The 18,666-nt window shown below is 71.6% G+C and carries 22 protein-coding genes; 11 read left to right on the plus strand and 11 right to left on the minus strand.

The annotated features are described in order from the left end of the window. Positions 1-64: 64 nt before the first annotated feature. The 4 genes from rpsR to rpmB are packed head-to-tail and all read right to left on the minus strand — an operon-like array spanning position 65 to position 1,024. Positions 65-319 carry a 30S ribosomal protein S18 gene (gene rpsR / locus ACZ63J_RS07385; protein WP_465339714.1) on the minus strand — a complete coding sequence of 85 codons (255 nt, stop codon included), beginning with the start codon at positions 317-319 and terminating at the stop codon, positions 65-67. After that, positions 316-621 carry a 30S ribosomal protein S14 gene (rpsN, locus tag ACZ63J_RS07390; RefSeq protein ID WP_465398479.1) on the minus strand — a complete coding sequence of 102 codons (306 nt, stop codon included), beginning with the start codon at positions 619-621 and terminating at the stop codon, positions 316-318. Before rpsN ends, rpsR begins: the two co-directional genes overlap by 4 nt. Continuing rightward, a complete protein-coding gene (rpmG, locus tag ACZ63J_RS07395; RefSeq protein ID WP_285992151.1) occupies positions 621-788 on the minus strand; it encodes a 50S ribosomal protein L33 in 168 nt (55 codons plus the stop codon). Before rpmG ends, rpsN begins: the two co-directional genes overlap by 1 nt. Continuing rightward, the gene (gene rpmB / locus ACZ63J_RS07400; RefSeq protein WP_465305309.1) at positions 788-1,024 is read right to left on the minus strand and encodes a 50S ribosomal protein L28; all 237 of its coding nucleotides are present in this window, start codon (positions 1,022-1,024) and stop codon (positions 788-790) included. The genes rpmG and rpmB overlap by 1 nt, the downstream gene beginning before the upstream one ends. 78 nt (positions 1,025-1,102) lie before the next feature. Here rpmB and mrf point away from each other — a divergent pair, with 78 nt between their 5' ends. Genes mrf through ACZ63J_RS07420 form a run of 4 tightly spaced genes read left to right on the plus strand, consistent with a single transcriptional unit; the run spans position 1,103 to position 3,799 of the window. Next, the gene (mrf, locus tag ACZ63J_RS07405) at positions 1,103-2,353 is read left to right on the plus strand and encodes a ribosome hibernation factor-recruiting GTPase MRF (protein WP_465398480.1); all 1,251 of its coding nucleotides are present in this window, start codon (positions 1,103-1,105) and stop codon (positions 2,351-2,353) included. Beyond that, complete coding sequence (locus ACZ63J_RS07410) at positions 2,350-2,604, plus strand: type B 50S ribosomal protein L31 (RefSeq protein WP_465398481.1); 255 nt, start codon at positions 2,350-2,352, stop codon at positions 2,602-2,604. Before mrf ends, ACZ63J_RS07410 begins: the two co-directional genes overlap by 4 nt. After that, positions 2,604-2,753: a 50S ribosomal protein L32 gene (gene rpmF / locus ACZ63J_RS07415; RefSeq protein WP_125316285.1), complete on the plus strand. Its 150-nt coding sequence runs from the start codon at positions 2,604-2,606 to the stop codon at positions 2,751-2,753. The genes ACZ63J_RS07410 and rpmF overlap by 1 nt, the downstream gene beginning before the upstream one ends. After that, positions 2,750-3,799: a GTP-binding protein gene (locus tag ACZ63J_RS07420; RefSeq protein WP_465398482.1), complete on the plus strand. Its 1,050-nt coding sequence runs from the start codon at positions 2,750-2,752 to the stop codon at positions 3,797-3,799. Before rpmF ends, ACZ63J_RS07420 begins: the two co-directional genes overlap by 4 nt. Here the strand turns inward: ACZ63J_RS07420 and ACZ63J_RS07425 are convergent. Further along, positions 3,796-4,092 (minus strand): hypothetical protein, encoded by a 297-nt coding sequence (locus ACZ63J_RS07425; RefSeq protein WP_465398483.1) that lies wholly within the window; start codon positions 4,090-4,092, stop codon positions 3,796-3,798. The genes ACZ63J_RS07420 and ACZ63J_RS07425 overlap by 4 nt on opposite strands. Positions 4,093-4,234: 142 nt before the next feature. On the opposite strand from ACZ63J_RS07425, the gene ACZ63J_RS07430 reads away from it, so the two are divergent. The 4 genes from ACZ63J_RS07430 to ACZ63J_RS07445 are packed head-to-tail and all read left to right on the plus strand — an operon-like array spanning position 4,235 to position 7,378. After that, positions 4,235-4,669 (plus strand): MarR family winged helix-turn-helix transcriptional regulator, encoded by a 435-nt coding sequence (locus ACZ63J_RS07430; RefSeq protein ID WP_465398484.1) that lies wholly within the window; start codon positions 4,235-4,237, stop codon positions 4,667-4,669. Beyond that, entirely contained in the window at positions 4,666-6,354 is a 1,689-nt protein-coding gene (locus tag ACZ63J_RS07435) for an MFS transporter (protein ID WP_465398485.1), read from the plus strand. The genes ACZ63J_RS07430 and ACZ63J_RS07435 overlap by 4 nt, the downstream gene beginning before the upstream one ends. After that, positions 6,354-7,094, plus strand: a complete 741-nt coding sequence (locus ACZ63J_RS07440) for a dienelactone hydrolase family protein (RefSeq protein WP_465398486.1) — start codon at positions 6,354-6,356, stop codon at positions 7,092-7,094. Before ACZ63J_RS07435 ends, ACZ63J_RS07440 begins: the two co-directional genes overlap by 1 nt. 11 nt (positions 7,095-7,105) lie before the next feature. After that, on the plus strand, positions 7,106-7,378 hold the full coding sequence (locus ACZ63J_RS07445; protein ID WP_465339724.1) for a DUF6295 family protein: 273 nt from the start codon (positions 7,106-7,108) through the stop codon (positions 7,376-7,378). Positions 7,379-7,421: 43 nt separating this feature from the next. Here the strand turns inward: ACZ63J_RS07445 and ACZ63J_RS07450 are convergent, their stop codons facing one another. The 6 genes from ACZ63J_RS07450 to ACZ63J_RS07475 all read right to left on the minus strand — a co-directional run bounded on the left by ACZ63J_RS07450 (position 7,422) and on the right by ACZ63J_RS07475 (position 15,208). After that, positions 7,422-8,837 carry a pyridoxal phosphate-dependent decarboxylase family protein gene (locus ACZ63J_RS07450; protein ID WP_465398487.1) on the minus strand — a complete coding sequence of 472 codons (1,416 nt, stop codon included), beginning with the start codon at positions 8,835-8,837 and terminating at the stop codon, positions 7,422-7,424. After that, positions 8,824-10,137, minus strand: coding sequence for an MFS transporter (locus ACZ63J_RS07455; RefSeq protein ID WP_465398488.1), 1,314 nt, complete (start codon positions 10,135-10,137; stop codon positions 8,824-8,826). Before ACZ63J_RS07455 ends, ACZ63J_RS07450 begins: the two co-directional genes overlap by 14 nt. A gap of 44 nt (positions 10,138-10,181) precedes the next feature. Beyond that, the gene (locus ACZ63J_RS07460) at positions 10,182-11,129 is read right to left on the minus strand and encodes a sphingomyelin phosphodiesterase (protein ID WP_465398489.1); all 948 of its coding nucleotides are present in this window, start codon (positions 11,127-11,129) and stop codon (positions 10,182-10,184) included. Positions 11,130-11,140: 11 nt separating this feature from the next. Then, the gene (locus tag ACZ63J_RS07465; protein ID WP_465398490.1) at positions 11,141-13,141 is read right to left on the minus strand and encodes a neutral/alkaline ceramidase; all 2,001 of its coding nucleotides are present in this window, start codon (positions 13,139-13,141) and stop codon (positions 11,141-11,143) included. 90 nt (positions 13,142-13,231) lie between these two features. Continuing rightward, positions 13,232-14,257 carry an LLM class F420-dependent oxidoreductase gene (locus ACZ63J_RS07470; protein WP_465398491.1) on the minus strand — a complete coding sequence of 342 codons (1,026 nt, stop codon included), beginning with the start codon at positions 14,255-14,257 and terminating at the stop codon, positions 13,232-13,234. 21 nt (positions 14,258-14,278) lie between these two features. Beyond that, positions 14,279-15,208: an oxygenase MpaB family protein gene (locus ACZ63J_RS07475; protein WP_465398492.1), complete on the minus strand. Its 930-nt coding sequence runs from the start codon at positions 15,206-15,208 to the stop codon at positions 14,279-14,281. An 87-nt stretch (positions 15,209-15,295) separates the two neighbouring features. Between ACZ63J_RS07475 and ACZ63J_RS07480 the strand changes: the two genes are divergently transcribed. The 3 genes from ACZ63J_RS07480 (at position 15,296) to ACZ63J_RS07490 (ending at position 18,654) form a co-directional block, all read left to right on the plus strand. Beyond that, positions 15,296-15,886: a TetR/AcrR family transcriptional regulator gene (locus ACZ63J_RS07480; protein ID WP_465398493.1), complete on the plus strand. Its 591-nt coding sequence runs from the start codon at positions 15,296-15,298 to the stop codon at positions 15,884-15,886. Positions 15,887-15,937: 51 nt separating this feature from the next. Beyond that, the gene (locus ACZ63J_RS07485; RefSeq protein ID WP_465398494.1) at positions 15,938-16,723 is read left to right on the plus strand and encodes an IclR family transcriptional regulator; all 786 of its coding nucleotides are present in this window, start codon (positions 15,938-15,940) and stop codon (positions 16,721-16,723) included. A 107-nt stretch (positions 16,724-16,830) separates the two neighbouring features. Next, on the plus strand, positions 16,831-18,654 hold the full coding sequence (locus ACZ63J_RS07490) for a glycosyl transferase (RefSeq protein ID WP_465398495.1): 1,824 nt from the start codon (positions 16,831-16,833) through the stop codon (positions 18,652-18,654). The last annotated feature ends 12 nt before the right edge of the window (positions 18,655-18,666 follow it).

Consider the following 18,666-nt stretch of genomic DNA (forward strand, 5'->3'; position numbering starts at 1 on the left):
TCCCGGTGCGACGCCCCCTTTCGTGCGCCCATGATCGCGCGCCCGCCCAGCGTGCGCACCCGATTTAGCCGGCGCGCCCCGAGGCCGGGTACGGCAGGAGCGCCATCTCACGCGCGTTCTTGATCGCCGTGGCGACCTGTTTCTGTTGCTGCGGCGTCAATCCCGTCACGCGCCGGGCGCGGATCTTGCCGCGGTCGGAGATGAACTTCCGCAGCAGGTCGACGTCCTTCCAGTCGACGTGCGTGATCTTGTTGGCGCGCAGCAGGTTCACCCGGCGCTTGCCGGGCCGGTCGCGGTTCGGCTTCGGCATCCGGCTCACCAGCTCGACTTCGTGACGCCGGGCAGTTCGCCGTTGTGCGCGGCCTGGCGCATCTTCACCCGCGACAGCCCGAACTTCCGCAGGTACCCGCGCGGGCGTCCGTCGGAAGCGTCCCGGTTGCGGATCCGCGTCGGGCTCGCGTCACGCGGCAGCTTCTGCAGCGCGACGACCGCCTCGCCCTTCTCCGCCGGCGAAGCCGAGGGCGAGACGATGACGGCCTTGAGCGCACGACGGCGTTCGACGTGGCGCGCGGCGACCACCTTCCGCTGCTCGTTCTTCGCGATCTTGGACTTCTTCGCCATCAGCGCTCTTCCTTGAACTCGACGTGCTTGCGCGCGACCGGGTCGTACTTGCGCAGGACCATCCGGTCGGGGTCGTTCCGCCGGTTCTTCTTCGTGACGTACGTGTAGCCCGTGCCCGCGGTGGACCGCAGCTTGATGACCGGGCGGACGTCGGTGCTCTTCGCCATTACAGCTTCACTCCCCTTGCCTTCAGTTCGGCGACCACGGACTCGATCCCGCGTTTGTCGATCGTCTTCATGCCCTTGGCGGAGACGCGCAGCCGCACCCAGCGGCCCTCGCTCGGCACGAAGTAACGGCGGTTCTGCAAGTTCGGCTCCCAGCGCCGCGACGTGCGGCGGTGCGAGTGCGAGACCTGCTTGCCGTAGCCCGGCTTGCGGCCGGTGACCTGGCAGACAGCGGACACGAACCCTCCCGAGTTGATATCGGTTTTCGTTTTCATCTACTCTACGCACCGTACCCCGCCCGTATTCCTGGAGCACCCGTGACCCCTGAACCCCGCGTCCCGCTCGTCCTCGTGAGCGGGCTCTCCCCCGGCGCGAACGCCGAGCTCGCCGAGCTGCTGCGGGTCGCCGAGCCCGGCACCGCCGTCGTCCACCACGACCTGCGCGACATCCACTCCGGCGTCGTCCGCCGCCGGCTGCGCCTCGACCAGCGTGACCAGCTGACCGTTCTCGAGCTGGCGCACGGCTGCGTGTCCTGCACGCTGCGCGAGGACCTGCTCCCGCTGCTGCGCCACCTCGCGCGGATGCCGCAGGTGCGCCGGATCGTCGTCCGGCTCGACGAGGCCATGGAGCCGGAGCCGGTCAGCTGGGCGATCCGCAACGTCCTGGTCGGCGACCACCCGGTGCACGACGACGTCGACCTGCTGGCCGTGCTCACCGTCGTGGACTGCGCAACTTTCCTCGCCGACGCGACCGGCGACGACGTCCTGGCCGAGCGGAACCTGCAGGCCAGCCCGGAGGACGAGCGGACGGTCGCCCAGGTGGCGCTCTCGCAGGCCGAGTTCGCCGACGTCCTGGTCCTGGCCGGCGCGGCCGTCGACGCGTGGAGCGCCGCGAAGGCGTCCGCGGTCCTCGACCGGGTCGCGCCGTCCGTCCCGCGGGTCGAGCTGGGCCGGATCGACGGGCACAGCGTGCTCGACGCCGTCCCGTCCGGCGCCCGGCGCGGTGAGGTCACCGACATGCACGGCGCACTGCTGCGTGGCCAGCCGCCGCTGCACGTCGACTGCGGCATCGGCCTCGTCACCTTCACCGCCGAGCGGCCGTTCCACCCCGAACGGCTGCACGACGCCCTCGACGTGCTGCTCGACGGCGTCGTCCGCACCCGCGGGCGGGCGTGGGTGGCCAGCCAGCCCGACGTCGCGTTCTGGATCGAGTCGGCCGGCGGCGGGCTCGGCATCGGGCACGCCGGGCCGTGGCTCGCCGCCCCGGACGGCCCGGCGTGGGCCGACGTCTCCCCCGAGCGCCGCACCCTGGCGTCCCTGCGCTGGCACCCGGTGCACGGCGACCGCGCGCAGGAGCTCGTCGTGGTGACGGACCAGACAACGCCCGACGAGATCGACGCGGCCCTGCGCGGCGCTCTACTCACTGACGACGAACTGGCCGCCGGCCCAGCGGAGTGGCACCGCTACCCCGACCCGTTCGGCGACTGGCACGAAGAGCCGTGCGAGGACACCGAACCCGACCCGGCGCGGCACGACGCGACCGCGGCGAACCGAAAGGAAGACCGATGAAGAACGGCATCCACCCCGACTACCACCCCGTCGTGTTCAAGGACTCGTCCACCGGCGACGCGTTCCTGACGCGCTCCACCATCACGTCCGAGAAGACCGTCGAGTGGTCCGACGGGCAGACCTACCCGCTGGTCATGGTCGACATCAGTTCCTGGTCGCACCCGTTCTGGACCGGCACCCAGCGCATCATGGACAGCGCCGGCCAGGTCGAGAAGTTCCACCGCCGCTACGGGAAGCGGGGGACGCGCTGATGGCCGTCCCGAAGCGCAAGAAGTCGCGCAGCAACACCCGGTCCCGGCGTTCACAGTGGAAGGCCGCGGTGCCGGACCTGGTCCCGATCAAGGTCGACGGCGAGGTCCGGCTGGTGCCCCGCCGGCTGATGCGCCACTTCCACTCGTGACGGTTCCGGTCACCGTCCTGTCCGGCTTCCTCGGCGCGGGCAAGACGACGCTGCTCAACCACATCCTCGCGAACCGCGAGGGGACGCGGGTGGCGGTGATCGTCAACGACATGAGCGAGGTCAACATCGACGCGGGCCTCGTGCGCTCACAGGAGCGCCTGGTCGAGCTGACCAACGGGTGCATCTGCTGCACCTTGCGGGAAGACCTGCTCGAGGAGGTGGCGGCGCTGTGCTCGGACGGCCGCTTCGACCACGTGCTGATCGAGTCGAGCGGCATCTCCGAGCCGATGCCGGTGGCGGCGACGTTCTCCTTCCTGGAGTCCGTCGCCCGCCTCGACACGATGGTGACGGTGGTCGACGCGGCGAGCTTCTCGCGTGAGCTGGCGGCCGGCGACTCCCTCGTGGAGCGCCGGCTCGACCAGTACGCCGGCGACGAGCGGACCGTCAGCGACCTGCTCATGGACCAGGTCGAGTTCGCCGACGTCCTGCTGCTGAACAAGACGGACCTCGTCCCGGACACCGACCGCCTGGTGGCGACGCTGCGGCGGCTCAACCCCGCCGCGGACGTCGTCACCGGCAGCTTCGGGAAGGTCCCGCTGGAGCGGGTGTTCGGCACCGGCCGCTACGACCCGGTGCGGGCGCAGGAGGCGCCGGGCTGGGTGGCCGAGCTGAACGGCGACCACGTGCCGGAGACCGAGGAGTACGGCATCTCCAGCGTGGTCTTCCGCGCCTCGAGCGCGTTCGACCCGGTGGCGCTGTGGGACTTCGTCGCACGGCGCCTGGATTCGGGCGAGTTCGGGACCGTGCTGCGGTCCAAGGGGTTCTTCGCGCTGGCGTCCCGCCCGGGTGTGACCGGGCTGTGGTCGCAGGCGGGCGCCGTGGCGCGCTTCGAGCCCCAGGGGGTGGCGGACGAGCCGCGGCAGGAGCTGGTGTTCATCGGCGTCGAGCTGGCGGGCGACGCCCTGCTCGGCGCGCTGAGGGAGTGCCTCGGCGAGGCCACCGGGCCGGACCCCTTCCCGGAGTGGGGCCCGGTCCACACCCACTAGTGGTCGTCGTAGTGGTCCTCGTGGGCCGCGTGGCGGTGGCCGTCGTGCAGGTAGTCGACGTGCTCGCCGTGGGGCACCGCCACGTGGCCGCAGCCGTCGCCGTGGGTGTGGTCGTGCCCGGTGTGCGGCACGTGGCCGGTCATCTCGCACTCGTCGAAGTGGTCGTCGTGCGCCCGGTGCAGGTGGCCTTCGTGGGCGTAGTCGACATGGTCGCCGTGCGGGACCGCGGCGTGGCCGCAACCTTCGCGGTGGACGTGGTCGTGGCCGGCGTGCACGGCGTGCGGCATGGTCATCGGATCGCCTCCCGGAGTCTGTCCACTTCGGACGCTAACACCGGGTGTCCGGGACCGGCCGGGCGAAAGCTCCCGCCTCACCCGTTAGCGGCCGTTCCGTCCGAGTTGATCAACCCAGGTTTATCAGTCTAGGTTGACGATCGTGACGGATGAGGAGCTGCTCCAGGTGAGCACCGACCTGCGCGTCGCTCTCGGCCGGCTGGTCCGGCGGCTGCGCCAGGGGTACGTCGTCGGCGAGCTCACCCTGCCCGAGCGCTCGGTGCTGTCCCGGCTCGACCGGGAGGGACCGGCCACGCCGGGCTGCCTGGCCGACCTCGAACGGGTGAAACCGCAGGCCATGGGGGTCACCCTGGCCGGGCTGGTCGACCGCGGACTGGTCGAACGGCACAAGGACGACTCCGACGGGCGCAAGGTGCTGATGTCGGTCACCGACGCGGGGGTCCAGCTGCTGACCGACCGGCGCTCGCGGACCACCGAGAAGATGGCGACCGCGCTGGCGGAGAAGTTCACCCCGGCCGAACAGCGCAGGCTGGCCGCGGCCGTCCCGCTGATCGAGCGGCTGGCGGACGAGCTGTGACCGTCACCGAAACCCCCGGCCGGTACAAATGGGTCGCGCTGTCGAACACTACGCTCGGTGTCCTGATGTCGGCGCTCGACGGCTCCATCGTCATCATCTCGCTGCCGGCGATCTTCCGCGGCATCGGCCTCGACCCGCTGGCCCCGGGCAACATCGGCTACCTGCTCTGGATGATTCTCGGTTACCTGCTGGTGCAGGCCGTGCTGGTGGTGACGCTCGGGCGGCTCGGCGACATGTTCGGCCGGGTCAAGATGTACAACCTCGGCTTCGTCGTCTTCAGCGTCGCTTCGGTGGCCTTGTCGTTCGACCCGTTCCACGCCGGCGGCGGCGCGTTGTGGCTGATCGGCTGGCGGGTCGTGCAGGCCGTCGGCGGGTCGATGCTCACGGCGAACTCGGCCGCGATCCTGACCGACGCCTTCCCCACCGAACAACGCGGGATGGCACTGGGGGTCAACCAGATCACCGCGCTGGCCGGGCAGTTCCTCGGCCTGGTCGTCGGCGGGCTGCTCGCCGAGATCGACTGGCGCGCGGTGTTCTGGGTGAGCGTCCCGTTCGGGCTGCTCGGCACGATCTGGTCGATCCGCAGCCTGCGTGAAGTCGGCACGCCGAAGCGGGCGAAGGTCGACTGGGGCGGCAACATCACCTTCGCGGCGGGAACCGCCGTGCTGCTCGCCGCGATCACCTACGGCATCCAGCCCTACGGCGGCGCCGCGACCGGCTGGGGCAGCCCGTGGGTGCTCGGCGGCATCGGCGCCGGGGTGCTGCTGCTCCTGCTGTTCGGCGTCATCGAAACCCGCGTCGCCGCGCCGATGTTCCAGCTTTCCCTGTTCAAGATCCGTGCGTTCGCCGCGGGCAACATCGCCGCGTTGCTGACCTCGGTCGCCCGGGGTGGCATGCAGTTCATGCTCATCATCTGGCTGCAGGGGATCTGGCTGCCCCTGCACGGCTACGACTACGAGCGGACGCCGCTCTGGGCGGGCGTCTACATGCTGCCGCTGACGGTGGGCTTCCTCATCGCCGGGCCGATCTCCGGGTACCTCTCCGACCGCTTCGGCGCCCGGCTGTTCTCCACCGGCGGGCTGCTGCTGGTCGCGGCGGCGTTCCTCGGCCTGCTCGCGCTGCCGGTGGACTTCCCGTACCCGGTGTTCGCCGCCCTGCTCGTGGTCAGCGGGATCGGCCAGGGCATGTTCTCCGCGCCCAACACGTCGGCCATCATGAGCAGCGTGCCGACCGAACAGCGCGGGGTCGCCTCCGGCATGCGGGCGACGTTCCAGAACTCCGGGACGTCGTTGTCGATCGGCGTGTTCTTCTCGCTGATGATCGCCGGGCTGGCGTCCTCGCTGCCGCAGACGCTCACCAGCGGCCTGCAGGCCCACGGCGTCCCGGCCGGGGTCGCCGACGGCGTCGCCCAGCTACCGCCGGTGAGCACGCTGTTCGCGGCGTTCCTCGGCAGCAACCCGGTCGGGCACCTGCTCGGCCCGGGTGTCCTTTCCGGACTCTCCCCCGCCGACCGGGCCACGCTGACCGGGGGCGAGTTCTTCCCGCAGCTGGTCTCCGGCCCGTTCCACCACGGCCTGGTGGTCGTGTTCACCGCGGCCGCGGTGATGGCCGTGGTCGCCGCGGTGGCATCCGCCTCCCGCGGCGCGCGTTACTTCCACACTCCCGAGGGATCGAAGGAGAATTGATGATTGACGAGATCGTCGCCGGGACCGTCACCATCACCGGCCACGGCGGGGACGAGCTCGAGGCCTACCGGGCCAAGCCGACCGGCCCGGGCCCGCGCGGCAGCGTGGTGGTGATCCACCACATGCCCGGCTACGACGCCTCGACCAAGGAGATGGTGCGCCGCTTCGCCGTCGAGGGGTACAACGCGCTCTGCCCGAACCTCTACACCCGCGAAGCCCCGGGCGCGGACCCGGACGACGCGGCCGCGACGGTCCGCGCGGCCGGCGGCGTCCCGGACGACCGGCTCGTCGGCGACGTCAAGGGCGCGGTCGAGTACCTTCGCGGGCTCGAAGACGCGAACGGCCGGGTCGGGGTCATCGGGCACTGCTCGGGCGGGCGTCAGGCGTTCCTCTCCGGCTGTTCGCTCGACATCGACGCGGCGGTCGACTGCTACGGCGCGTTTGTCGTCGCCGACCCGCCCGAGGCCATGAAGCAGATGAAGCCGCTGCTGGGCCTGGCGCCGCAGCTGTCGTGCCCGCTGCTGGGCATCTTCGGCGCGGACGACCAGTTCCCCAGCCCGGACGAGGTCGCGGTGCTCGCGGCGGAGCTGGAGAAGCTGGGCAAGGAGCACGAGTTCCACACTTACGCCGGCGCGGGCCACGCGTTCTTCGCCGTCGACCGCCCGAGCTACCGCCCCGAGGCCGCGAAGGACGGCTGGGAACGCATCCTCGACTTCTACTCCCGCACGCTCAGCGCCTGAGAGGACTCGCCATGTGCACCTACCTGACCGAGAAGTTCGAGCTCGAAGGCAGCGGCAAGGGCGCCCGCGGCTGGTTCCGCCTCAACGAGGGCACCGTGTACGTCGACCACCCGGTCCACGCGCCGTACGCGCACACGGTGAACATCGACTTCCGCAACCCGGGAATGGGCGCTTCGGCGCGCGTCGCGCTGGAGCTGACGGAGGAGGACGCGCTCGCGCTGGCGGACGCGATCCACGCCGCCGTCAAGTCGGCGCCGGACGGGCTGGCTTCGCGGAACCAATAGACGCTCGGGAGTGGTGGATCCGGGTGGGCTGGTCAGCACCCGTTCATGGCGTGTAGAGCGCGCCCAGGAACTCCAGCAACAGCCGCTCCCGCAACGGCCCCGGCGCCGTTGCGAGGAGCGCGTTGATCGGCGCCATCCGCTCCGGCAAGCCCGACGCGCCACCCAGACCCGCCGCCGCCAGCAAGCCTGCGAACTGCTCCGACGTCAGCGTCGCCGGGTCCAGCGCCGCGACGAACTCCGCCACCGCCGGGTCGACCACCACCGGACCCGACGAGCGGGCCGCGTCGACCGAAGCGGCCAAGTCAGCCAGGAACTCCTTCTCGCTGCCGTGGTTGGCCGCGGTCACCGTGAGGTGCAGGTTCACCGGCGACGACAGATGAGCGAACTGCGGCTGGACGTACCAGCCGCGCGCCTTCATCTCGTCGGCCACGGTGAACAGGTCGAACCCGTCGTCGCCGGTGAACGCGATCAGCGTCGACACCGGGTCGCCGAGGATCCGCAGGCCCGGCAGCTCCGTGATGCCCGCGCGGATCCGGGAAACCGCTTCCCGCGTTGATGCGGCCAACGCCAGGTAACCCTCCGAGCCGAGGTGACGCACCACCGCCCACGCGGCCGCCAGCGGACCACCCGAGCGGGTGCTCTGGATCGTCGTGTTCAGCATCGTGTACCCCGGCCACCCCGCGCTCGCGAAGTAGTGCGAGCGCCGCAGCTCCGCCGACGCGTGCAGCAGCACCGACGTCCCCTTCGGGCAGTACGCGTACTTGTGCAGGTCCACGGAGATGCTCGTGACCCCGGGCACCCGGAAGTCGAACGGCGCGACGTCGGCCCCGAGCCGCGCGAAGTACGGCAGCACCCAGCCGCCGATGCACGCGTCGACGTGCATCCGGACGCCGCGGGCAGCCGTCGCCCCCGCGATCTCGGGGATCGGGTCGAGGACGCCGTGCGCGTACGACGGCGCGCTCGCCACCACCAGGACCGTCGAGTCGTCGATCGCCGCCGCCATCGCCGCCGGGTCCGCGCGGAACGTCACCGGATCGACCGGGACGTCGATCCGCCGCAGCCCGAACAGGTGCGCCGCCTTGTGGAACGCCGCGTGCGCGGTGGTCGGCAGGACGATGGACGGCGCCGGGATCGAAGGGTTCGCGTCCCGGGCGGCCAAGACCGCCAGCAGGCACGACTCGGTGCCGCCCGAGGTCACCGAGCCGACGACGCCCGGCACGTCACCGAGCAACGCGGCGGCTTCGGCGACGAGGTCGTTCTCCAGCTTCAGCAGGCTCGGGAACGCCGTCGGGTCGAGGCCGTTCGCCGACGACGCCAGCGCGTGCGCCGCCGCGCCGAGGGAGTCCACTTCGGACAGCCCGCTGTCGTAGACGTACGCCAAAGTCCGGCCGCCGTGCGTCGGCAGGTCACCGGCGCGCAGCTCCCGCAGCGTCGCGAGGACGTCCTCAGGCGGGTTCATGGCGCGGCTCCAGGACCTTCCGCCGCAGCAGCGGCAGGGCCAGCGCGATGAGCACCCCCGGGACGACCGACGCCCCGACGAGGATCGCCACGATCGCGCTGTGCGGCTGGGCCGCCGTCGCGTCGGTGCTGGACACGTACCCGCCGAACGCGAGGATGAGCGCCCACAGCCCGCCGCCGAAGGCCAGGCCGAGCGTCTCCCCCGCGGTCCACACGCCGGCCGCGATCCCGGCGCGCGTCTCGCCGGTGCGCTCCTCCTCGGCCGTGATCAGGTCGGGCAGGATCGCCAGCGGGAACACCGAGATCCCCGCGTACCCGACGCCGCACAGCGCCACGAAGAGGAACGTGAGGGCCAGCGGGATCTCCTGCGCAAACACGAGCCCGAGCAGGCCGACCGCGAACGCCGCGGTCGCCAGGCGGAAGCCGTTCAGCTTGCCGACCCGGTCGCCCAGCCGCGGCCACAGCGGCATGGTGACCAGCGCCGGGCCGACGAAGATGACGAACAGGATGGTGCCGTACTTGTCGTCGCCGAGGATGCGCTGCGCGAAGAACGGGATCGCGGCGAGCACCGTGCCGATGCCCAGCGCCTGGATGAAGTACGTGCCGAGCAGCCACCGGAACGGCCGCCAGCCGGCGAGCGTGCGGACGAGCTCCTTGAGGTTCACGGTGTTCGGCCGCAGCGAGCCGACCGGCGCGCCCTTGAGCCCGAAGTACACCAGCAGCGTCGCGGCCAGCACGATCAGCCCGATCACCACGGCCATCACGCGGTAGCCGGCGACACCCTCGATCGCGGAGGTGATCGCCGGGGCGCCGCCACCGCAGATCAGGATCGTCACGGCCAGCACGCCGATGCGGACGCTGGTGAGCTTCGTGCGCTCGGTCGCCGACTCGGTCAGCTCGGCGGGCAGCGCGTTGAACGGCACCTGGAACAGCGCGTACGCCGTGGCGCAGAGCGCGAACGTGATCGCCACGTACAGCGCGTCCGGCAGCGGGCTCCCGAAGCCGGGGTGCGCGAACATCGCCGCGAACAGGATGGCGACGCCGATGCCGCCGACGAGCAGGAAGCGCCGCCGGCTGCCGGTCTTGATCAGGTCGGCGTCGGACAGCCGGCCCGCGATCGGGTTGAACAGCACGTCCCAGGCCTTGGGCACGAACACGATCGCCGCGGCCCAGCCCGCGGGCACGGCCATCGTGTCGGTCAGGTACTTCACCAGCACCAGGCCGGGGACCGTGCCGAAGGACCCGGTGACGAACGAGCCGAGCGAATAGCGGAACCTCGTCCGGCCGGACAGCGTCGCCATGGTCCTCCTCGCAAAGCGGATCCCGACATTCAACACTGAGGCGATCAGTAGTGGATCTCGGCCCGCACCGGGTAGTGGTCGGAGGGAATCGTGCCACCGTCGTAATGCACCAGCCGTACCGGGCCGACCTCGGCGCGTCGCAGCGAGCCGACGTAGTCCAGCGAGTCGCGGTAGGACGCGGGGACGGACTTCGCCGCGGCCGGGTTCGTGACGGCGTCGAAGGTGTACTCCCCCGGCCCGGTCGTCCGCAGTGTGCCGCCGAGCACCGCCGCGCCCTGCTCGGCCTGCGTGCGGCCGGCCGCGTCACGACGGTCCTGCCCGGCCCAGTACTCGATGTTGAGGTCACCGGCGACGGCCACCGCGTCGCCCGCCGGGACGCGGGCGGCGGTGAGCGCGCGCAGCTCGCCAAGCTGGGCCATGCGGGTGTCGTGCGCCTTCGGGAGCGTCTCGGGTCCTTCGTCGGCCTGAAGGTGCGTGCCGGCCAGCCAGAGCGCCTTGCCGTGGGCGAAGATCCGCACCAGCGCGGCGCCCTTGTTGGACAGGTAGTCGGCCGTGCCGGAGTAGGAGGCGCGGTAGACGAGCTGGTGTTTCTCCGTGATCGGGTACTTGCTCAGCACGGTGACACCGCCGTTGACGACGATCGGCGAGTTCGAGCAGTTGCCGCTCACCGACGTCCAGCCCGGCGACGTCGAGCAGGACTGCCCGACCAGCGGGGTCTGGAACGGGTAGGCGTCGACGAGCCGGTCGCGCAGGTCCTCGGCCTGGGCGCTGAAGGCCTCTTCGAGGACGACGACGTCGGTGTTCTGGGTCCGGATCACGCTCTCCGCCGCGCGGGCCCGGGCTTCCTTGTCGGAGGTGTTCGGGTTGGCGATCCACGGCAGCTGCCAGAGGTTGAAGCTGAGCACGCTCACCGACGCGTCCGCGGCCTGAGCCGGGGCCGCGAAGGTGGTCAGCGCGGTGACGAGAGCGGCGAGAATGGCGGTCCTGCGCACGCGAGGTCCTTTCAGGAGACGACGAAGGCGCGGGAGGTCCCGCTGAGCTGGGCGATGGCGCCGGTGAGACCGTGTTTCCACGCTCCGAAGTGGACAACGCGGTACTTCCCGACCGGGGTGTTGTCCGGGATGTCCCAGGTGACCTCGGCGCGGGACTCGCTCACGAATGTCCGGGTCCAGCGGAACTTCGTGGCCCAGTCACCGTCGTCGGCGTACCGCACCCAGCGGCCGTCGACGTACTGCTGGACCTCCAGGAACGTGCCGTCGCGGCGCAGGTCGTTCTTCGGGTGGCCGGTCACGAACGCGACCGACACCTGCTCACCCCGCCGGTAGCTGCTCTTCGCGTCGGTGACGACGTCGCCGAAGCTCTTCAGCAGCGGCGCGCTGTCGAACACGACGCCGGGCTGGAAGTTGACGAGCTTGCCGCGGAGGTCACGCGGGACCGGCCCGTGCGGCACCGAAGTCCCCGCCTTCATCGCCGCGGCGAGCTTCCCGAACTCCTGCTGGTACGCAGGCAGGGTGTAGCGGCCGAAGAGCGTCGACGCGCCTTCGTACTGCTGCGAGTCGTACTCCTCCGGCGTCGTGACGTACTGGCTGTAGGCGTTGGAGTAGCCCTGCATCAGGACGTTCTCGAGCGGCACGCCCAGCGCCTCGGCGACGGTCTTCCGGATCCGCAGCCCGGCGACGATCGTGTACTCCGCGGGCCCGGCGACCAGGTGCAGCTGCCCGATCCGGACGATCTGCAGCGGCAGCACCTCCGGCGCCCACGGGTACGGCTTCATCGCGCCGAACGGCACCGCGACGACCTTCGGCGCCTGCGCGTCGGCCAGGGCCTGCGGGATCGGCGCGTTGATGCCGCCGAGCCAGTCGATGAACGGGTTCTTGACGCCTTCGGGCAGCGGCAGGCCCGGGCCGTCTTCGGTGCTGCCGGCCAGCATCGAGACGCCGATCGCGGCGGTGCACGTCCGGTGGGCGCGGCCGTCCGGGGTGTACTTCGGGTCGACGTCGACGCCCGCCATGTCGACGTACGTCAGCCGGTAGTCGACCCCGCCGGTGATCGTTTCGGTCGCCGCGTCGAACGCGCGTTTCGCCGCCTGGAACTGCAGTTCGCCGATGCGCTGGGTGTTCTGGAACTCCGTCTCGGGCGTGCCGGGCTTGAGGTTCAGGTTCGGCGTCATGTCGCCGGAGTTGGTCTGGGCGAAGGCGGCGACGAACCCGGGCGGGCCGTCGAGGTAGCGGACGCCGGCGTGGTCGTGCTCCCACGCGTAGGCGGCGTAGCCCTTGTTGTCGCTGCTGATCAGGTGGTTGCCGTTGCTCATCGACGTGCCGTGGGTGGCGAACCAGGTGATCGCGCCGACGTCCTGCCCGCCTTGGCGGAACCGCAGCACGGTGACCGCAGGGTCGATCGAGAGCGGGAAGTGGTCCTTGTCGGGGTTGAGCTCGAAGGCGACCCGGGACCGGTTGGCGCTGGCCTCGGTCAGCTCGGTGCGGCCGAGGGCGAGCTCGCCGGGCTTGAGGTTGTCGTGGGCCCGGCTGATGGCCTCGACGATCCCGGCGACGACGGCGTCGTAGGTCTGCTGCTGGAAGCCGAGGATCGAGAGGTCGTAGGCGGCGTAGTGCGAGTCGCCGCCGCAGGCCGAGTGCGTGTGGGTGGCGTTGAGCAGGACGTTCTGCTCGGTGTAGCGGTCGCCGTACTTCCGGACGAGCTCCCGCAGCACGCCTTGGTGCACGGACTGGAACAGCGCACCCAGCTCGGCGGTCACGAAGACGATCCGCTTCACGCCGTCGTCGACGATGTAGGCGCGGGCCCGCGTGCGCAGGTGGATGCCGGCGGTCTGCTGCTGCGGCATGGAGTAGCCCATCATGCCGTTCTCGGCGGCGGGCCCGGTGACGTCGCCGATCCCGACGCCCACCCGGAGCGGCGTGGCCGCTTCGGCGGTTCTCCCGCCGAGCGCGGCGGCGAACGGGAGCGCGGTGGCTCCGGCCAGGACGGTACGACGACTCACCCGCATACGGTCTCCCGACTAACGTGAACGACTTTCGCGTTAGTCGGGGACCGTACGGGAGCCCCGCCGGCCGGGCAACCCGGCAAAAATGCCGGGTCAGCCCAGCGCGTCGGCGATCTTCGTGAGCGTCGCGGCGTCTCCGCGCAGGAGCAGCTGCGTGACGACGGTTTCTTCCCACGCCTGCAGCTCGTCCCGGATCTTCGCCGCCGGGCCGATCAGCGACGTGTCCTCCACCAGCGACGTCGGGATCGCCGCGGTCGCCTCGTCCTTGCGGCCCGCCAGGTACAGCTCCTGCACCTTGTCCGCCACGTCCTCGTACCCCAGCCGGGCGAAGACGTCGTGGTGGAAGTTGACGCTCTTCGCGCCCATCCCGCCGATGTAGAGCGCCAGCGACGGCTTGATCCACGAAGCCGCCTCCTCGACGTCGTCGTGGACGAGCACCGGGACCGAGCACGGCACCTCGAACGTCTCCAGCGTGTGTCGCGCCCCCGAGCGCGCGAAGCCCTCTTCCAGCGCCGTCTTGTAGAAGGCGTTGCTCTTGGGCGAGAAGAACAGCGGCAGCCAGCCGTCGCCGATCTCGGCGGCGAGCGCGACGTTCTTCGGACCCTCCGCGGCCAGGTGGATCGGGATGTCCTTGCGCAGCGGGTGGACCGTCGGCTTCAACGGCTTCCCGAGGCCCGCGCCGCCCTTGAACGGCAGCTGGAAGTGCTGGCCGTCGAGGGTCACCGGCGCTTCGCGGGCGATCACCTGCCGGACGATGTCCACGTACTCCCGGGTCCGCGCCAGGGGCTTCGGGTACGGCTGGCCGTACCAGCCTTCGACGACCTGCGGGCCGGACGCGCCGAGCCCGAGCACCATCCGGCCGCCGGAGAGGTGGTCGAGGGTCATCGCGCTCATCGCCGTCGCGGTCGGGGTGCGCGCGGCCATCTGGACGATGTTGGTGCCGAGCCGGATCCGGCTGGTCGAGGCGCCGTACCACGCCAGGGGCGTGAACGCGTCCGAGCCGTACGCCTCCGCCGTCCACACCGAGTCGAAGCCGAGCTCCTCGGCCCTGACCACGGCCTCCAGCGCGCCCGGGGTCGGGCCGCTGCCCCAGTACCCGACGTGGAATCCCAGCTTCACGAATGCCTCCTGTGTCTGCTTCTACTCGACGTTCGGCGCGTAGTGCTCGGGTTTGCCGCGCTCGGACAGCGGCGGCAGGTTCCTGCGTGGAGTCTCGACCAAGGCGGCGTCCGGAGCCACCTCGCCGCGCACACGCCGCCAGCCGGCGCGGGCCCGCGGGTGGTAGCGGCGGTCGTGCGGGACGAGCTTGAAGACGCCGTTGAGCAGCTTGCCGACGCGCCGGTGGCGCCGCGCGTCGCGGTCGGACCAGCGCAGGCCGAGCAGGTCGCGGACCTCGCGGTCGTAGAGCCCGGTGGTCAGCCAGACGAAGTTGCGGGCGACCAGCGCGCTCACCGGCCGCCAGAGCGGGTCCGGCAGCCACGGCAGGAACGGCGGTTTGGCGATCCCGCGCAGGTCCAGGACGTCGCGGGTGGCCTTGTTGTCCTCGAGGACCTCGGCGCACATGTGCTTCCAGTAGCGCTGGAAGTCCTCCCAGCTCTCCGGGACCGGCCGCATGGTCAGGTCGTACATCCGCCACCAGGTGAGGTGCTCGTCGAACAGCCGCCGCTTTTCGGCCTCGCCGATGCCGCCCATGAAGTGGTCGGCGATGAGTATCGTGCTGACGAAGAACGTCGAATGCGCCCAGTAGTAGGTGTCCGGGTCCAGCGCGTGGTACCGCCGTCCCTTCGCGTCGACACCCTTGATGCGGTCGTGGTAGCCGCGGACTTCGAGGGCCGTCTCGTGTGCCCGCGGGCCGTCGTAGACGACTCCCCCGATCGGGTAGAGCGAGCGGAACAGCCGCTGCCAGCGTTCTTCGAAGAACCGCGAGTGCTGCTCGACGCCGGCGCCGAGGCCGGGGTGCATGTTCTGCATCGACCCGGCCCACAGCGCGATCAGCAGGCCGCGCCAGTCGCCGAAGTACTTCCAGGTCAGCGAGTCGGGCCCGAGCGGTTCGGGGGCTTCCCTGCCCATACGTGGCTCTCCTCGTCGAGTCGGAACTGACTACGGCTGTTGTCAGGCTAGGATCTGACAACACATGTAGTCAACCGAGGAGCCGCCATGCCGGGCCGCACGTGGGCGGGCACGACGCTGGACGACCGCAAGGCGCTGCGCCGCGAGCAGCTCGTCGCCGCCGGCCTCGAGCTGCTGGGCACCGAGGGCTCGGCCGGGACGAGCGTCCGCGCGGTCTGCCGGCACGCGAAGCTCACCGAGCGCTACTTCTACGAGAGCTTCACCGACCGCGAGGAGCTCGTCGCCGCCGTCTACGAACACGTCGCCGAGCAGGCCCGGCAGGCGCTCGTCGACGCCGTGCGCGACGCGCCGAACCCCACGCTGCGGGCCGAGCACGCGGTGCGCGCGTTTGTCGAGCTGATCGTCGACGACCCGCGCCGGGGCCGGATCCTGCTGCTCGCGCCGCTGACCGACCCCGCGCTGACCCGGCGTGGCCTGCACCTGATGCCGGTGTTCGCCGCGCTCGTCGGCGAGCAGCTGTCCCACGGCGACGAGACCGAACGCCGGATGGTCGCCATCGGGCTGGTGGGCGCGCTGAGCAACGTCTTCATCGCCTACCTCGACGGCTCGCTGAAGGTCTCGCGCGAGCAGCTCGTGGCGCACTGCGTCAAGCTCGTGCTCGGCGCCGACGACCACTGACCTCACCTCCACCTGCTGACAGTCGCGTGGCGGATCGGGCACACTCAACCCATGCGTACCGCTGGCCGGAACGACGGCGCGGGCGGCGACGGCCTTGTCGCCGCCCGGCTCACGGCGTTGCTCGAAGCGTTCCGGCCGGGTGACGAGGTGCTCGGCGTCTCCGAGCTGGCGCGCCGGACCGGGCTGGCGAAGACGACGGTGCACCGGCTGACGGGACACCTCGTCGAGACCGGCTTGTTCGAGCGTGAGGACAGCGCGGTGCGGCTCGGGCTGCGCCTGTTCGAAATCGGCCAACTGGCCTCCCCCCGCCGTGGTCTGGTCGAGGCCGCCCGGCCGTACCTCGCCGATCTGCGCGGAGCGACGCGCAACACCGTGCATCTCGCGATCCTCGAAGGCACCGAAGTCGTCTACCTCGACGTGCTGCGCGGGCCGGACGCGCCGACGCTGCCGTCGCGCATCGGCGGCCGGTTCCCCGCGCACGCCACCGGCGTCGGCAAGGCGATCCTCGCGTTTTCCGCGGAATCCGTGGTGAACCAGGTGATCGACGCCGGATTACCCCGGATGAGCCCGAAGACGATCACCGCGCCCGGACTGCTCCGCCGTCAGCTGACCCGGATCCGCGAAGACGGGATCGCGTTGGAACGTGAGGAATCCGGCGTCGGTGTCGTGTGCGCGGCCAGCCCGCTGCTCGACGCGCGGGGCGTCGCGGTCGCCGCCGTCTCGATTTCGGGCTGGGCCAACCGGATGCGCACCGAACGGGTTGCCCCCGCCGTCCGGACGGTCGCACTCGCGTTGACCCGGACACTCTCCGGATCCACTCCGGACAGTCGGAAATAATCATGCGGGACAAGGGTTTTGGATCACCGAGGAGGATCTCTAGGCCGTCCGGATGACGTAATCGTCCCGAGCTGGACGGGTGATCGGGAGCGGCTACGATCCGTCCAATGGCCCAGCACAGCTGGGGGATGTCGTTCTCGGGCCGCTCCCCCGCGACGCTTCCCGAACCGGCAGGCGCGCGTCCTTCGGCCGCGCACCGCCTGCTGTCGCTCGACATCGTGCTCGCGCTGCTGGCGCTGGCGGGTGGCCTGCGAGTCCTCTACCTCGCCGCCGCGTCGCCGGCCCTGCCCGCGGAAGCCGCGAACGTCGCCCACGCCTACGCCCTCGGCCACCTGACGCCGTTCACCGACGCCGGCGGCGCCGGGGTGAGCCGGTTCGGCTGGTGGCAGCTCTCGGCGTACACGATGGTCACGGACGCGTTCGGCCGCTCGGCCACCGCGCTCGACGCGGTCCGCGAAACGATGCTCGTCGCGGCGGTGACCGGCACCGTGCTGCTGTGGTTCCTGGCGCGCCGGCTGGGCCTGACGCGCTGGGCGTCGTCGGCCGCGGTCCTGCTCGTCGCGGCGTCACCGCTGGCGCTCGGCCTGCAGCGGCTCGTCGTCGTCGAGCACCTCGCGGTGGTGTGGGCGCTGGGGGCGCTGGTGCTGGTCACCACGCCCGGCGCCCGGATCCGGCACGACGTCCTGGCCGCGGTCTGCCTGCTCGCCGCCGTCCTCACCTCGCCCCTGGCGCTGCTCTTCCTGCCCGCCGCCGGCTGGCTGCTGGTGCGGCGCGCGCCGGTCCGGGCGGCGCTGGTGGCGGTGCTGCTGAACCTCGGCCTCGGCATGGCGTTCGGCCCGGCGGCCGCCGCGCTCCGGCCGCACCTCGCGGCCGCGGGCCGTCCGTCGGTCGCCGACTGGGTCGCGCTCGACCCGGCGTGGGCCGTGCTGTCGGTCGTCGCGCTCGTGGCCGCGCTAGCCGTCACGGCGTTGCGCCCGTTCGCGGTGTCCGGCCTGCTGCTCGCCGCGACCCTGGCGGTGCCCGGGGTGCCCGACACCGCCGTGCTCGCCCTGCTGCTGCCGCTGACCCCGCTGCTGCTGGCCGGGGTCGCCCAGGCCCTGACCCGCCAGCGCGGCGCCGCGCACCGGTGGGAGACCGGCCGGGCGCGCGGGATCGTGCCCGGCGCGGTGGTCGTCGTGCTGGTCGTCGCGGCCGGCTGGGCTTACGGTTATCCGTCGCTGCGCCCCGCCGCCGACCGGAGCGGCGCACTCGGCGCCGCGCAGGATTGGTTGCGGGCCAACGCATCCGGGTCGCGGCTGCTGGTCGACGACGGCGCCTGGGCCGAGCTCGCCAAGGCCGGCTGGCCGACCGGCATGCTCGCCGCGCCCGCCGCGTGCGCGGCCACCTGCCCGCCCGCCGAGTGGGCCGTCTTCACCGGCGACGGCGCCGACCTGCGACAGCGCTTTCCCGCCCTCGACGACACCCTCCGCACCGCGGACGCGACCGCGGTCTTCGGCGCCGGCGAGCGCCGGGTCACCGTCTCACGCCTGGGCCTGCCCCCGGCCGACCCGGGCGCGTCGTCGGAAGCGTCGGCCCGCGCCCACGCGGGTGAGGCGCTGGCGGCGTCGGCCCGGATCACCCTCGCCCCGGACGCCGCCGCGGTCCTGCGCGCCGGGCGTGTCGACCCCCGGCTCATCGCGACGATCGCCGCGCTCGCGGCGCTGCAGCCGGTGCGCGTCACGGCCTTCCCCGAGGTGCCCGGCGAAGACCCCGCCGGGCAGCCCCGCCGCCGGCTATTGCTGACCGGCGGTGAAGACGGCGCGACCGAGTTCTACTCCGGCCAGCGCGACCTGTTCCGCCCGTCCTCGGTCGTCCGGACCGCCGGCGGCGTGCTCGTCACCTATCCGCTGTTCGCCCCCACGGGGCTGCTCGTCCCGTTCTCCTCCCCCTGACCGGTGAAAGGC

It is taken from the genome of Amycolatopsis sp. NPDC104863 (genome assembly GCF_055582965.1).